The following is a 13,493-nucleotide window of genomic DNA, read 5'->3' as shown; positions in this document are numbered from 1 at the left end:
GCGGGACGGATCAAACGACCATGGGTGAACCGGAACTGTCGCGGCTCGACCGCGATGAAATTCTTGCGTCTCTAAGGCGCATGCGATTGCTGCAGAGCGCCACGCCGCAGATCGTGCCCCTGACAGGCGGGGTATCATCACTTATTGTCCGCGTGGATGATGCTGGACACAGATTTTGCGCCAAGTCAGCGCTACCGAAACTGAATGTTTCGGCCGATTGGCGTGTTCCGGTCCGGCGGAACCGGGCAGAGGTCGACTGGATGCGGACCGCGGCAGAGCTGGTTCCTGGAGCTGTCCCAACAATCCTGGGACAGGATGTCGAAGGTAACATGTTCGCCATGGCCTGGCTTGATCCAGATCGCTATCCGGTATGGAAACACAAGCTTCTCGCAGGAGAGATCTCCATTGAGACGGCCCGGCAGATCGGGGCGGCTATTGGCCATATTCATAGTGTAACGTCAGAAAAGCCGGAACTAGCCGCTCAGTTTGACAATGGCGAAGACTTCGAGGCCCTGCGCCTCGATCCATACCTGCGGGAAACTGCAAAGAGGCATGATGATCTGGGTAAGCAACTCTCCGCAATCGCTCACCGGACAGCAAGAACGCGACTTGCACTGATCCATGGAGACGTGAGCCCCAAGAATATCCTAGTTGGGCCCGACGGTCCGGTGTTGCTCGACGCCGAGTGTGCGACATGGGGTGATCCAGCGTTTGACCTGTCATTTTGCCTCAACCATCTGTTGCTTAAGTCAGTGCATATGCCCGCACGCGCAATGGTACTGCTGGAGAGTCTTGCAGCGCTGCTCGAGGAATACCTTTCTCGTGTGACATGGGAACCGGTAGCAGAGTTCGAGGCCAGGGCTGCAGCACTCCTGGCGGCGCTAGCCCTGGCACGTATCGATGGAAAATCGCCAGTTGAATATCTGCGATCAAACGAGCAGGAAATGGTCCGTGATACATCCCGCGCGCTGATATCCCGGCCGCCAACTAGGCTTATTGACGTAGTGACACCGTTCAAGGAGATCCTTGCGTGAGGAAGATTGAAGACGTTCGAGCCCGCCGTATCTGGGACAGCCGTGGTCGACCCACTATAGAGGTAGACGTGGTTATTCAAGGCGGTCTGCAAGGTCGCGGTGTGGCTCCTGCAGGGGCATCTCGCGGCGAGGCAGAGGCGATAGACCTTCGCGACGGGGGCAGTCGTTTCGCCGGGTACGACGTGCAGAACGCGCTGGCGGCAGTGCGAGGCGAAATCGCTGAAGCAATCATCGGTCTTGACGCGATCGATCAACGTTCCATCGATGAGACGCTTATCGCAGTCGATGGAACGGCAAACAAGTCTCGCCTAGGAGGCAACGCAATTGTCGCAACCTCAATGGCTGTACTACGCGCCGCTGCAGCCGCTGCGGGGGAGCCGCTCTGGCGGTATCTCGCCGATGGAAAGCCCGTTCGCCTGCCGCTCCCCGAGATCCAGATCTTCGGCGGCGGCGTTCACGCAGCCCGTCGAGTAGATATTCAAGATTTCCTCGTAATGCCAGTTGGCGCTGAGACCTTTACGAAAGCGCTCGAAATGGTCGCAGATGTCTATGCCGCCGCCGGCGAGTTGATGGCTCGGAAGGGACCACTCACAGGCGTGGCCGATGAAGGTGGATATTGGCCCAACTTCGACAGTAATGAAGAGGCGCTTACCACACTAACCCGCGCCATCGAGACGGCCGGTTATGGCAACGGCGAGGTGATGATATCCTTGGATATAGCTGCCTCGCAGTTCTATGAGCACGGGCATTACAAGCTCGGTCTTGAAGATCGCAGCTTCGACACTGGCGAATGGATCGAGGTTCTTGCCAACTGGATCGGGACCTTTCCCATCCTGTCGATAGAGGATCCGGTGAATGAGCGCGACCGTGATGGAATGATAGCTATCACCCAACGTTTTGGGAACAAGCTCCAAATTATCGGGGACGACTACCTCGTAACATCCGCCGGGCGCGTACGGGTAGCACAGGCAGAAGGGGCCGGAAACGCAGTCCTTCTAAAACCCAATCAGGTCGGAACGATCACTGAGACTCTAGACACGCTGGTGGCCGCTCGGGCCGCCGGTTGGGGAACTGTGGTCTCAGCCCGGTCGGGCGAAACTGAGGATGACATCATATCAGACCTATCAGTGGGCTGGAATGCTGGGCAGCTCAAGGTCGGTTCAATCACCCGCTCAGAGCGGACAGCAAAGTGGAACCAGGTCCTGCGCATTGAGGAGATGCTCGGTGGTAAGGCCGAGTACGCCGGACGCAGTGCTCTGCCGAAAGGACTGCGATGAAAAAGGCAATCCTGCACTATCGCGCGGGCCCAGTGCTACGCCGAAGTCTTGCCGACCATCCGCCTGAAGGATGGAAAGTTGTGGTGATTGAGGAAGATGACGACGCAACATTCGAAAGTCAAATCGCTGACGCCGACGTCCTGCTTCACGTGTTGCGGCCGGTTTCACGTAAGGATATGGAGCGCGCGCCGAAGCTCAAACTGATCCAAAAGATCGGCGTCGGCGTTGATACGATCGATCTTGATGCAGCCGCGGAACTGGGCATAGGCGTGTCAAACATGCCAGGAACGAACTCGAATGCCGTTGCCGAACTTGCGATAGGCTTGATGCTCGCGGTCCTAAGGCAGATAAGTATTCTCGACGGTGCAACCCGCGCCGGCAACGGCTGGGCGCTGCCACCCGAACGTCTCGAGCGTTCAGGTGAGATCGGGGGCAGGACTGTGGGCTTCCTCGGCTTTGGCGAAGTTCCGCGCCGCATCGCGCCTGCGCTTTCTGCTCTTGGGGCGAAACTCATTTATCATGATCGGTCTGAACATAAGGGATTCGGCGCTGAACCCTGTAGCCTCGAAGAGGTAATTGTCAAAGCCGACATCCTCTCGCTGCACTTGCCGCTCACAGACCTGACCCGGCACATAATCGATGCCGAAACTATCGCGAGGATGAGGGACGGCGCGATCCTCATCAATACCGCGCGTGGCGGTCTGGTAGATGAGCAAGCACTCGCGGAGGCTCTTACGAAGGGCAAACTCCTTGGGGCGGGCCTTGATGTTTTCAACGAAGAACCCGTGCGTGTGGGGCATCCCCTGCTTTCCCTGCCGAATGTAGTGGCGACACCGCACGTGGCCTGGCTCACCCCGGAGACGATCATGCGCAGCCTGAACGTGGCGTTCGAGAATGCACGCCGTGCCATCGCAGGCGAAAGCCTGCTTAACGAAATCCGGCCCGGACGCCGATAACTATTCAAAACTAAAGAGGACTACGGAGAGCACGTCATGACACAGAAACTTTTGTCCAAACTCACCCATCTCGTCGTCACGACGCCAAAACTTGAGGAGTCGCTGCGTTGTTATCGCGACGTTATCGGCCTTGAGGTTTCAGGAGAGCAGAATGGCTCCTTCTTCCTTCGTGGCTGGGGCGAGCACTACAAATATTCCATCGAACTCAAGGAAGGGTCGGTCGGCTCGGTTGAAACCATAGGCTGGCGGACCGAAGGGCAACATGAACTCGAGATGGCTGTGAGGCGTCTCGAGGCCTCGGGCAATGGCATAGGATGGGTGGAGCCAAACTTCGGTCGTGGACGGGCCTACCGTTACATGGACCCCTCAGGCCATCAGCACGAAGTATTCTGGGAAATCGAACGCTACAAGGCCACCGGCGATGTCGCTCCGCTCTTCCCTAACCGGGCACAAAAATTCCGGCCGCGGGGCTGTGCGGTGCGCGAAATCGATCACGTTACAATGAATAGCCAGGACATTCTGCGAGATATTAAGTGGTTTCAAGAGACGCTGGGCCACAAGTACATGGAGTATATCACGGCACCCCGCGGCGTCGTCTTCGCAATGACGACCACCGGCGAACGAGGGCACGATATGGCGTTGGTGCCCGAACTTCCAGGTCTCAAGGGCCGCGTAAACCACATTGCTTTCTGGTTAGACCAACGCGTTGAATTGCACCGCGCCGCCGATGTGCTTCTTGACGAGGGCATTGAGATTGAATTCGGCCCAGGCCGCCATGGTCTCGGCGAACAGGAATACCTATACTTCCGTGAGCCGTCAGGCTTGCGGATCGAATTCAACGCCGGCGGATATCGGAACGTAATCCCCGATTGGGAGCCGGTTGGCTGGACCGTCAACCAGGGCGCCAACGTTTGGTATAAGAACCAAGCAATGCCCGAAAGCATGTTCGAAAGCTTTCCGAGCGAGGGCGAATTGGAAGCCTCCGAAGACGCTCAGCACCACTTCCGTGAGACAACTTTTTTCCAATGAGCATATCCGGTTGAAGCGGGAGAAGTTCGAGTTCAATCGCAAGAGGCTTCCACTCCGACTGCGGAGTGGAAGTCAATCCTGCTGCGTCGGTCACCTTAATGACGTCGCCGACTAGTTGATGCGTCTCAACGCCCATGTCGGTGAGGGGAAGTAGGGCTTATCGACGAACCTGATCCTGCTTTGCTCTCGTTGTGGGTGAAAGCGATCGTGGCGGGACAGACTATCGCCGGAGCTGCATCAGAGGATGAATTCACCTCGGAGAAAAGTACCCATACGTATCTTCAATGAAATTCTGTTCGGGCGGCGAAAGCAACAGGTGGAATGGTTTCGAGTTGGTGAACCCGCTAACTTCGGCGGGTCTGCCTTTGACATGAGCCATCGTTACATTGCGACTTTTGCATTTCGTCTAGTTCACGGAGCACTTGGACTCTGAGTCGTCGAAGGTTAATTTCCAACTGGATTGTTTTCAAGACAAAGGAGATAGGCGTGCAACTTGATCTGAGCGGTAAGAGGGTTCTGGTCACCGGCGGTTCAAAGGGTATCGGATTTGCCTGCGCAGCATCCTTGTTGTCCGAGGGCGCGGAAGTGGCCATCTGCTCGCGCTCGCAGGCTAATATCGACAGGGCTTTGAAGGCACTACCCGGTGCCATCGGTCTTGCGGCCGACCTTACCTCGGAGGAGGAGGCGCTGGCACTGATTGATAAAGCTGAAGCTGCGGTCGGGCCGATCGATGTCCTCGTCAACTGTGCAGGTGCTGCACGGCGCACCCCGCCGCAGGACCTGAGCCCCTCCCATTGGCGCGCAGCGATGGATGCCAAATATTTCTCGTATCTTAACGTCATCGACCCCTTGATTAAACGAATGGCTGAGCGCCGGTCTGGCGTGATCGTCAATGTCATCGGAAGCGGCGGTAAGGTTGCCTCACCAGTGCATCTGCCTGGAGGCGCTGCCAATGCGGCACTGATGTTGGCAACGGTTGGGTTGGCAAGCGCCTATGCTGCAAGCGGTGTGCGCATCGTCGGCATCAACCCTGGAGGTACGGAGACGGAGCGGGTGAGCGAGGGTTTGAAAGCTGAAGCGTCTCTACGTGGTGTAAGCGAACAAACGGCCTTGGAGAGGCTGGTCCAACAAATCCCGATCGGTCGGATGGCAACACCGGAAGAAATCGCCAACGTCGTAACTTTTCTCAGTTCTTCGAAAGCAAGCTATGTAACCGGAGTCATCATCGGTATGGACGGAGCATCGCACCCGATAGTAATTTGAGTAGCCTTGGGTGCGATAGTCATTGGGGCTACTCAAACTCTTCATAGTACTTTGGACCAAGGTGAGCGGAATAGAGGGAGACGCGACGGGGGTCAGTTTTGGTCACCGCTATAGTCGATCATATCCCAAGCTCAGCGCTATGACGGCCACGTGCTGGAAGAACAGGTCTATCAATACTTCACATCGGACTAAGTTGCCTCTGCGGTAGGTTTTACACTGGCACGCAACGTAGACTCGATGGCCGTCGGCTCGATCAAGCCTTAACCCCGGCTCAGCCAGATTCGCATTCCGAAGCGGGAGTTGTCCACCATTCCCGCTTTTCGTTTGCGCGCAGGATACCGGTCTTATTTGCGTCTGACAGCCATTCGAGTACTCGCCTGCCCTTTACCACGAAATCCGGCGCAATATCGGCAAGCGGCATCAGGACAAAAGCCCGTTCTGTCATTCTAGGATGGGGGATTTCGACGCGCTCTGTCAGGACATGCGCGTCACCATAGGTCAGCACATCGATATCGATGGTCCGTGGTCCCCAGCGCTCAACGCGCACACGCTTCATTCCCCTTTCGATATCCAGGCATAGATCGAGCAACGCCTCGGAAGACAGCGCGATTTCTATCAGGGCACAGCAGTTAAAGAAATCGGCCTGATCCGTCTTGCCCCAGGGCGGCGTCCGATAAAGCTCGGACACCGCCACGAGGCGGCAATCGGAACGGTCGCTCAAAGCAGCCAAGGCCCTTGCCATTGCAGTCTTCGGCTCACCGATATTGCCGCCAAGACCGAGCGCCGCGGTGGTCCACGTCTTAGGCATGTTGCCCGACACAGACCTGAGCGTAATCGAGAATGCCGGGAACGGGCGCCGAAGGCTTGCGCACAGTGATCTTCACCTGGACGATCTGCGGGTAACGCTTTCGAAGTGCCGTGGCGATATCGTTGGCCAGCGCCTCGATCAGATACCGCCGTTGACCGAGGACAATCTTTTCGATGACGGCGAATGCCACGCCATAATCCACGGTGTTCTCAATCTCGTCCGTTTCGAGAGCGTTTCCGGCTTCGACATCCATTGCGGCATCGACAAAGAAGCGCTGCCCAAGAACCTCTTCCTGCTCCAGGACGCCATGGCGGGCGAAAAATGAACAGTTTTTCAGAAGGATCGTATAACTGCTCAAGCGCGTGTCTCCTGTCGCGGCAATGGAATCTTATTGATTTACGGCTGTGGCACGAGGGTTACGGTGCAACTCCATCAATTGTAGCGACATCTTTTCGGCAGATGCTAGATAGTCCTTCTCAACTTGCCTCTGCAGGAATCCCGTATGATCAAAGATAAAATCGCGCAGCCAGGCCATGGGGGCCGACGCATGGTGGAATCGCTTGCCGAGTTCGCGGGCAAACTCGACGTGGTGATTGACGTAATCGACGCGCTCAGCTTCGTAGCGACGGAACGCTTCAGTCACTCCTGCCAAGTCCGTAAGGTCTCGACCGCCCAAGGACCGTGCAAGAAAGTAGCCATCTTCGATCGCCATTCCCATTCCATAAGCGGCATATGGCGAAACCGGATGCACCGCGTCGCCCACACAAGCGACCCGACCTTTTGTCCAGGTCTTCAACGTCGGTCGATTATAGATCTCCCAGCGAAATAACTGTGTCTCGAAATCAGTGTGATCTGGAAAACGCGACATCGGGCTGGGGAAGTCGGCGAGCAAATGACGGATGTGGCCCTCTACGTCGACTGGAACAGCACTCCCTTCGGCCGAACGTTCCACGATCCACCACTCAAACCCAGGTTTACCATCATGCAGCATCGGGAAATAGCTTGCCTGCACGTTGCGCGAGTGGTGGATGATGGCAAGTTCTTTTTCGATACCGCCGGGGTCGTCGCACCAGCCGAGCCACGCGCGCAGACCGACGTGGAAAATTCCGGGATCGCCAAAGGTCTGCCGAGATACAACGGAGCGGATACCGTCCGCTCCGATCAAAATATCGGCTGTAACCTTCGCGCCGTTTTCGAATGAGATTTGGATCTCGCCGTTCTGCTCCTCGTATTTGTCGAGCTTGTGATCAGAGATGAGAACACCGTCGGGAAGCGCATTTAACATTTTCCCAAAGGCATTGGACCGAAGCACGCCGTAGTGCCAGCCCTTAATGCCCATGGCCTTCTCAACATTCTCGTTGAACGGTAGACGAACTCTTACCTTCCCACGATTGTTGCGGAACTGCGTTTTGGTGAACGAGCCAAAATTGGTTATGTCGATGTCATATTGGCGCAAGATGGCTAGGACCGGAACGCTTAGCAGGACGCCGCCTCCAAGGGGCTTTGGATCCGCATTCCGCTCATAAAGACGTACGTCGTAACCCTGCTGCAGCATAGCAAGGGCAGCTGAAGCCCCTCCGGGACCTGCCCCAATGATTGCCGCGCGTTTTCCAGGTCTCCAACCTTTGGTCATCATTTTCCTCCATTGACCGATAAAAGAAAGGAGAAGGCGCCTCTAGAAGGCGGCTTTCCTTGGTTAGTTCTGGCTTGATCGGTGCAGATCCCCATCGGTGAAGACGACCATCGCCAGTGCCGCCAGGCGGCGTAACAATATATTTTCTGGTCCTTCAGACCGCTCAATCTTCGATAATGGCCACTGGACGGCACCAGCCTGCCGACGCATCCTTGATGTTGACGGGAAAGCAGGCCACCTGGAATCCGTGGTCGGGAAGCGTGTCGAGATTGCCAAGCTTTTCGATGTGGCAATAGATCGTTTCGGCGCCGGCCTTATGGCCCTCCCAGAACAAGGAGTAGTCGCCTGTCTGCCGAATGCGCTCGATCTGCGACGCGATCGGTGCATCCCAGCTCCAGGCATCCGTGCCCACGACGCGTATCCCGCGGCGCGTTAGCCACAGTGTAGCATCCCGCCCCATGCCGCATCCGGCTGATACATAGTCGTCCTCTCCGTAGCGCGATCCAGCACGCGTATTTACGAGAACGATATCCCCAGGCTGCAGCTCGTGCCCAATTCGTTGCAGCTCCGCTTCAACCTCATCGGGAGTAATCACGTGATTGTCTGGCTTTTGGCGAAAATCGAGCCGTACACCTCGTCCCATGCACCATTCCAGCGGCACCTGATCGATGCGCATTGCAGGTTCGCCGCCGTTCATGGTTGGGTGGTAGTGCCACGGCGCATCCATATGAGTGCCGGCGTGTGTGGTCATCTCCACATACTCAACCGCACCACCCTTTCCTTCGAGCTGCTTTTCGGTCGGTATACCGAAAAATTTCTCGAAAAACTGGGCACCCTCCTCGTGGTCTGAGTATTTGATCTTGGGCTCAAGTCCAGGCGGGTCAGAGGCGATTCCGGACATCAATGGTACGGAGAGATCAATGATTCGTCTTGTCATGGGGTAGGTCTCACTTCAATGGCAGACTTTTGCGGATGGATGGCAAAAAGCTCGATTGCCGCACCGCCCATCACGCGTGCGCGGTGCTCTACAGGGATTGATGCTGCGAACTTGGCGGGATGGTAGTCGCCCATGTCGAAAGGGTAGTCGCTACCCCACATTAGCTTCGGACCATTTTGCCGTGCGAGCAGCCCGGCCAGTTGAACGGAATCGAAGACGACAGTGTCGACCCAGATACGTTCGAGGTAGCGGGAGGGTGGTTGCTGGCATACCCTTGCCTCTGGCCGCACATTCCAGGCGTGGTCGGAGCGACCAATATATGTTGGAAGATAGCCGCCGCCATGAGCGGCTGCCAGCTTGAGAGCTGGGAAGCGATCAAGCACTCCACCCATGATGACGTGGCTAAGCCCGACCGTGGTCTCCGCCGGCTGGCCTAGTGTATTGAAGAGATAGAACCGGTCGAGCCGCTTGCCAAGCGAGGTCCCAAGGGGATGGATGAATACGGGGGTATCGGTCTCCTCGGCGGCAGCCCAAAACGGATCAAGCGCTGGATCTGATAGTTCTCGGTCGCCTACGGATGCCGATATCTCAACTCCCCGAAGGCCCAACTTGAGTGCTTTCTTGAGCTGCTCAGCCGCTAGCTCGGGGTGTTGAAGGGCCACCGCGCCTAACGCAACGAGACGACCGTGAGCGCGAGCGGCTAGAGCCGCACCTGCTTCGTTGATCGAGGAAACCAGCTCATCCGCCAATTGTTTGTCTGCCCAGTAGGCATAGAGATGGGGCGAAGGCGCAACGACTTGCACATCAACGCCCATCCAGTCGAGGTCCTGTAACCGGGTTTCGAGCGAAGCCATCCTCGCGATGGCCGTTGGCAGGACAACTTCGGCGTTGTACCGTGTCGAAGCGTCACCTGATCCGGCATTCATTGCGGCAAGCTCGGCTTCCCGCTGCGGTCGCCCGTCAAGCAGGCGTTCAGCAGCAATACACCCAAAGTGTCCGTGGACGTCCACGACAATGGCGGCGTCAGGCCTCTTCTGGGGGCCTGTCGGTAACGGTAGGAAAAACTCAGGCTTCATTGGTATCCTCCATATACGCATGAACGGCACCCGAAGACGTGCCCGACCGCCGCTGTGCGTCTCATCAATTGAATCGGATTGGTCCGCGACTACCAGCTTGTCCAGATCAATCGAACTCGTAATCTATACTTTCTCGAGCGATGGATCCCGGCGCGAGGCAGTGTTCGTGCGACCAAAGCCGGTGACGAACGGCGCATGTGTTCGAGATATTCGGAACACTTCGGAGCTTGGCTAAGAGGCTCGCCGCGTGGTCTAAGGCAACACTTGATCATCTCGGGAACCGGCGACGGCGATGGCCGCGCAAAAATCCGCTCAGATTGGATTGACCGTGTCAATCGGCATGCATCCGATCTTCTTCCGCATCGTTCCTCCCGGCGCGCGGTCACGCGCCATTATCCTCCTGATTGTCAAAGTTAGCTGGGTTACAACATATCGATCAAACGAATTGAATTCATTCCTCGCATCCATATTTTGGATGGAGTTTATTCGACGCGATTTCTTGACAGCTTAACGCTGCGGTCAAAATTTTGTGCTGGCAACAAAGCTGCCTCGCACGGTCATTGCGGGCGCTGCGGTGTACAAGTTTCTCATCGCTAAGCACACGCCCACTCTTTGTCCCAGTCGGACCTTTAAGCTTTGACCACCTGCTGGTCGATCGGACCGAAAAGCGGAGACCCATCTGGCAGGGTGGCTTCCATGCGAACGCGGTCCCCGAACTTCATAAAGTCAGTGGATGCGGCCCCATGGTCTATGGTCTCGATTGCACGGCGTTCAGCAATGCAAGAGGAGCCGACTTCACGGAAATTCGCATTCGATACCGTGCCAGAACCTAGAACCGTCCCCGTAGCGAGATCGCGCGAGTATGCCGCGTGAGCAATAAGACCGTCGAAGCCGACACTCATTGGATAGCCATTTGCTGCACCGAACCGTTTCCCATTCCAGTCCACCACGAGCGACAGATCAACACGACAATCTCGCCAATATTGGCCGAGTTCATCAGGTGTTACGGCGACCGGCGCCATTGAACAGGCGGGCTTCGCGTTAATCCAGCCGAAACCGGTTTTCATTTCCACTGCACCTAAGGCACGCAAGCTCCAATCGTTAATCTGCACCACCAACCGAATGCGCGCCCGTGCCTCAATCGCATCGGCTCCCATTGGAACGGCCCCAAGAATCACACCGAACTCTGCTTCGAAATCTATCCCATCTTGCTCCGAAGGTAGCTTCACGTTGGCAAAAGGCGCGTGAAATCGGTCGCTCATTCCCTGATACATTAGCGGTCTACCACGGGTGTCGATCGGAGCGAGATTGAAAGCGGTCTGCATTAGTTCGCCGTGACTGTTGTAGGCTGACGCATCCAACCATTGCCAAGCGCGGGGCAGAGGCGCGCGCGCTCTTAAAGGATCAAATTGCGACCCTTTGCCAGCGTTGAGCGCATCGTACTCTGCGCGCAACGCGGGTTCCAACGTATCCCAATCCTCAAGCGCGCTCTGAAGCGTCAGTGCAGTACTTGACGGAGCACAAAGAAGATTGTCGCGGCTGACCAAATGCAGTCGCCCGTCCAAGGTGCCATCATCTATCGTTGCGAATCTCATTTGAAATTCCTCTACTCTATTAGAATGACATGGTCAGAGCGGCAACGAAGCTCTGACTCCAGCGGTTTCCGTTAAGGCCCTGGTGCCGTGAATACCCCACATCAATGCGACGACCATTCTTCATCTGCATTGAAGCACCTGCGGAAAAGATAGCGTACGTAGATTCGTCTATGTAGGCGTCCAGGCTGTTAACGAATTCGTGCTCAACGCCAATGCCTAAGTTTGGCGACCAGTCTCCCGGAGGGACCTCCTTTTCAAAGGAAAGGTTTGCCCATGCCGTTCCATATTTTTCTTTGGGGCCTAGCACGCCGGAAGATCTGACCCCGAAATTATCAACCGTACTCTCGAGATTTGCCTGGTTGTACAGCATACCAAGCGAGGGGTGGATGACCCAATCTTCTGGTATGACGGCAGCATCCTCAGTTCGGAATTGCCCAGTTAGCTCACCTTGGAGATAGAGTCGATCGTCTCCTTGAATGTGCACGCTTCGGAGGCCCGGCGCTATGTCCACTTTCGTTTCACTCTCACCAAGACTATATTGCACACGACCATAGATGCCCCAATTTTCGCTGAACTTTTCTGCGGCATCTAAACGCAAGCCGTATCCGTTACGTGCTGTCGTAGCATCACCGAAATCCACATACGCTCTTTCGACGAAAGCACCGGCTGCAAACATCGTGTTGACATCGGGATAAGTCATATACTGAACGAGAAAATCGGGTACCCGAGCGTCCCCAGAGACTTTGGTGGGTTCGGCAACGCCAACGCTGCCAGAGAAGCTGTAGCGAACATATGAGCGGCCGTCTGGCAATGCTTGAAGAGCAGTAATTGGCAAAACAAACGAGGTCGTTTCGTCCTTATATCCTGTCAAACCGCCACCTGATAACGCAACGCCCACCGTTGCGCGAGACAGCCCATTTCGCTCCGACGCGACACCATACCATTCATTTGAAAAAAACGGCTTCAGAAGTCCCGCTTTTCCAAGTTCAATTTGGGCGAGGATACCTTCTGGCAATTGATAGCCGCCAGCGTTTGACCTGTCCTCCGCATGTGCGCTCACGCCATAAAATAAAAGAACCGAGATAAAAATTTCTCGGACGGTGACCTCGGGCTTCATGTCCTCTCCTCCCTAGAACTGACCGATCCCTCATCGGCCGACCTGCTTCTGCGGCATATTCTCCCCGAAAGCTCGAGCAGCAGGACGAGGTGAGGGTAGGGGCTTTGGAGACGTTGTAAAAACGCAAGCTTTCGATCTCTGGTATTGATGTTGTGAATGGCGAAGGTCTCAATACTCGATAAGGCATTTTACGGCGGGGGCTAAATCCGCCTAACGCCTAGGCAAAGCGCAAGGCCGCGTCGAAGAGCTATGTCAGCCTTTATTGGAGGACTGACAATTAGACTATTTGTTCGAGGAGACGCTCTAGCACTACTTTGGCGGTTTCGGGCAAGCGTGATTTGAGATGATTTGCCCTCGGTCTTTGTGCCGGGATATGATGAATTGGGACACGGAGCTTCGGCTTTTTGAAGCCGTTTCTGGGTAAGCTGGGACACAAAACGACAACAAGTGTCTTCAGTTTATGTGTCGGGGTTTAACGGATCCCCCCGACCGCAAAAGTGTCGAGCTGATTGCGGAATGGGTCGCGCCAGGCAACTACGATCGCCTCCACCATTCGATTTCCGATCGACTTAGGGATGCTGTCCCTCTTGAGACGGAGCTTGCGCTGCAAGGCGACAAGATTGTTGGCGCATCTGATGCGTTTTTAGTGATCGATGATACCGGCCCGTCGAAGAAGGGCGATCCTGGCAAGGGCTGCACCGACATGCTCTGATGACGAGGATTGCTTACGTTCTCCTCCAGCACCTGAGATCACCGCAAAGCGGGAAA

12 protein-coding genes are annotated in these 13,493 nt (G+C 55.9%); 5 read left to right on the top strand and 7 right to left on the bottom strand.

Translation table 11 applies throughout. The features are described from left to right. The first annotated feature begins 20 nt into the window (after positions 1 to 20). From HGP17_RS11045 to HGP17_RS11025, 5 genes are all read left to right on the top strand, one after another. Positions 21 to 1,034 (top strand): aminoglycoside phosphotransferase family protein, encoded by a 1,014-nt coding sequence (locus tag HGP17_RS11045; protein ID WP_168808795.1) that lies wholly within the window; start codon positions 21 to 23, stop codon positions 1,032 to 1,034. Then, on the top strand, positions 1,031 to 2,311 hold the full coding sequence (eno, locus tag HGP17_RS11040; RefSeq protein ID WP_168808794.1) for a phosphopyruvate hydratase: 1,281 nt from the start codon (positions 1,031 to 1,033) through the stop codon (positions 2,309 to 2,311). The genes HGP17_RS11045 and eno overlap by 4 nt, the downstream gene beginning before the upstream one ends. Continuing rightward, positions 2,308 to 3,267, top strand: coding sequence for a 2-hydroxyacid dehydrogenase (locus tag HGP17_RS11035; RefSeq protein ID WP_168808793.1), 960 nt, complete (start codon positions 2,308 to 2,310; stop codon positions 3,265 to 3,267). The genes eno and HGP17_RS11035 overlap by 4 nt, the downstream gene beginning before the upstream one ends. 36 nt (positions 3,268 to 3,303) lie before the next feature. Beyond that, on the top strand, positions 3,304 to 4,296 hold the full coding sequence (locus tag HGP17_RS11030; protein ID WP_168808792.1) for a VOC family protein: 993 nt from the start codon (positions 3,304 to 3,306) through the stop codon (positions 4,294 to 4,296). 486 nt (positions 4,297 to 4,782) lie between these two features. Further along, positions 4,783 to 5,559: an SDR family oxidoreductase gene (locus HGP17_RS11025; protein WP_168808790.1), complete on the top strand. Its 777-nt coding sequence runs from the start codon at positions 4,783 to 4,785 to the stop codon at positions 5,557 to 5,559. Positions 5,560 to 5,830: 271 nt separating this feature from the next. On the opposite strand, the gene folK is transcribed toward HGP17_RS11025, so the two are convergent. The 7 genes from folK to HGP17_RS10990 form a co-directional block, all read right to left on the bottom strand. Next, on the bottom strand, positions 5,831 to 6,367 hold the full coding sequence (gene folK / locus HGP17_RS11020; protein ID WP_168808787.1) for a 2-amino-4-hydroxy-6-hydroxymethyldihydropteridine diphosphokinase: 537 nt from the start codon (positions 6,365 to 6,367) through the stop codon (positions 5,831 to 5,833). Further along, positions 6,360 to 6,725 carry a dihydroneopterin aldolase gene (gene folB, locus HGP17_RS11015; protein WP_168808785.1) on the bottom strand — a complete coding sequence of 122 codons (366 nt, stop codon included), beginning with the start codon at positions 6,723 to 6,725 and terminating at the stop codon, positions 6,360 to 6,362. The genes folK and folB overlap by 8 nt, the downstream gene beginning before the upstream one ends. A gap of 30 nt (positions 6,726 to 6,755) precedes the next feature. Next, entirely contained in the window at positions 6,756 to 8,003 is a 1,248-nt protein-coding gene (locus HGP17_RS11010; RefSeq protein WP_168808783.1) for an NAD(P)/FAD-dependent oxidoreductase, read from the bottom strand. Between the two features lie 160 nt (positions 8,004 to 8,163). After that, positions 8,164 to 8,937, bottom strand: coding sequence for a cyclase family protein (locus HGP17_RS11005; protein ID WP_168808780.1), 774 nt, complete (start codon positions 8,935 to 8,937; stop codon positions 8,164 to 8,166). Then, positions 8,934 to 10,013: an amidohydrolase family protein gene (locus tag HGP17_RS11000; RefSeq protein WP_168808779.1), complete on the bottom strand. Its 1,080-nt coding sequence runs from the start codon at positions 10,011 to 10,013 to the stop codon at positions 8,934 to 8,936. The genes HGP17_RS11005 and HGP17_RS11000 overlap by 4 nt, the downstream gene beginning before the upstream one ends. A gap of 629 nt (positions 10,014 to 10,642) precedes the next feature. After that, entirely contained in the window at positions 10,643 to 11,608 is a 966-nt protein-coding gene (locus HGP17_RS10995; protein WP_168808777.1) for a fumarylacetoacetate hydrolase family protein, read from the bottom strand. Positions 11,609 to 11,627: 19 nt separating this feature from the next. Next, a complete protein-coding gene (locus HGP17_RS10990) occupies positions 11,628 to 12,725 on the bottom strand; it encodes a hypothetical protein (protein ID WP_168808774.1) in 1,098 nt (365 codons plus the stop codon). Between the last annotated feature and the right edge of the window lie 768 nt (positions 12,726 to 13,493).

The sequence above is a fragment of the Rhizobium sp. P38BS-XIX genome, assembly GCF_012641435.1.
Taxonomy (GTDB): Bacteria; Pseudomonadota; Alphaproteobacteria; order Rhizobiales; family Rhizobiaceae; genus Rhizobium.
This window is presented reverse-complemented; position numbering and strand designations above follow the sequence as displayed.

What these genes read in the sequence shown, in the direction of transcription:
- HGP17_RS11045 (WP_168808795.1), top strand. Translation starts at nt 21, where the DNA reads ATGGGTGAACCGGAACTGTCGCGGCTCGACCGCGATGAAATTCTTGCG.
- HGP17_RS11035 (WP_168808793.1), top strand. Translation starts at nt 2,308, where the DNA reads ATGAAAAAGGCAATCCTGCACTATCGCGCGGGCCCAGTGCTACGCCGA.
- HGP17_RS11030 (WP_168808792.1), top strand. Translation starts at nt 3,304, where the DNA reads ATGACACAGAAACTTTTGTCCAAACTCACCCATCTCGTCGTCACGACG.
- folK (WP_168808787.1), bottom strand. Translation starts at nt 6,367, where the DNA reads ATGCCTAAGACGTGGACCACCGCGGCGCTCGGTCTTGGCGGCAATATC.
- HGP17_RS11010 (WP_168808783.1), bottom strand. Translation starts at nt 8,003, where the DNA reads ATGATGACCAAAGGTTGGAGACCTGGAAAACGCGCGGCAATCATTGGG.
- HGP17_RS11005 (WP_168808780.1), bottom strand. Translation starts at nt 8,937, where the DNA reads ATGACAAGACGAATCATTGATCTCTCCGTACCATTGATGTCCGGAATC.
- HGP17_RS11000 (WP_168808779.1), bottom strand. Translation starts at nt 10,013, where the DNA reads ATGAAGCCTGAGTTTTTCCTACCGTTACCGACAGGCCCCCAGAAGAGG.
- HGP17_RS10995 (WP_168808777.1), bottom strand. Translation starts at nt 11,608, where the DNA reads ATGAGATTCGCAACGATAGATGATGGCACCTTGGACGGGCGACTGCAT.
- HGP17_RS10990 (WP_168808774.1), bottom strand. Translation starts at nt 12,725, where the DNA reads ATGAAGCCCGAGGTCACCGTCCGAGAAATTTTTATCTCGGTTCTTTTA.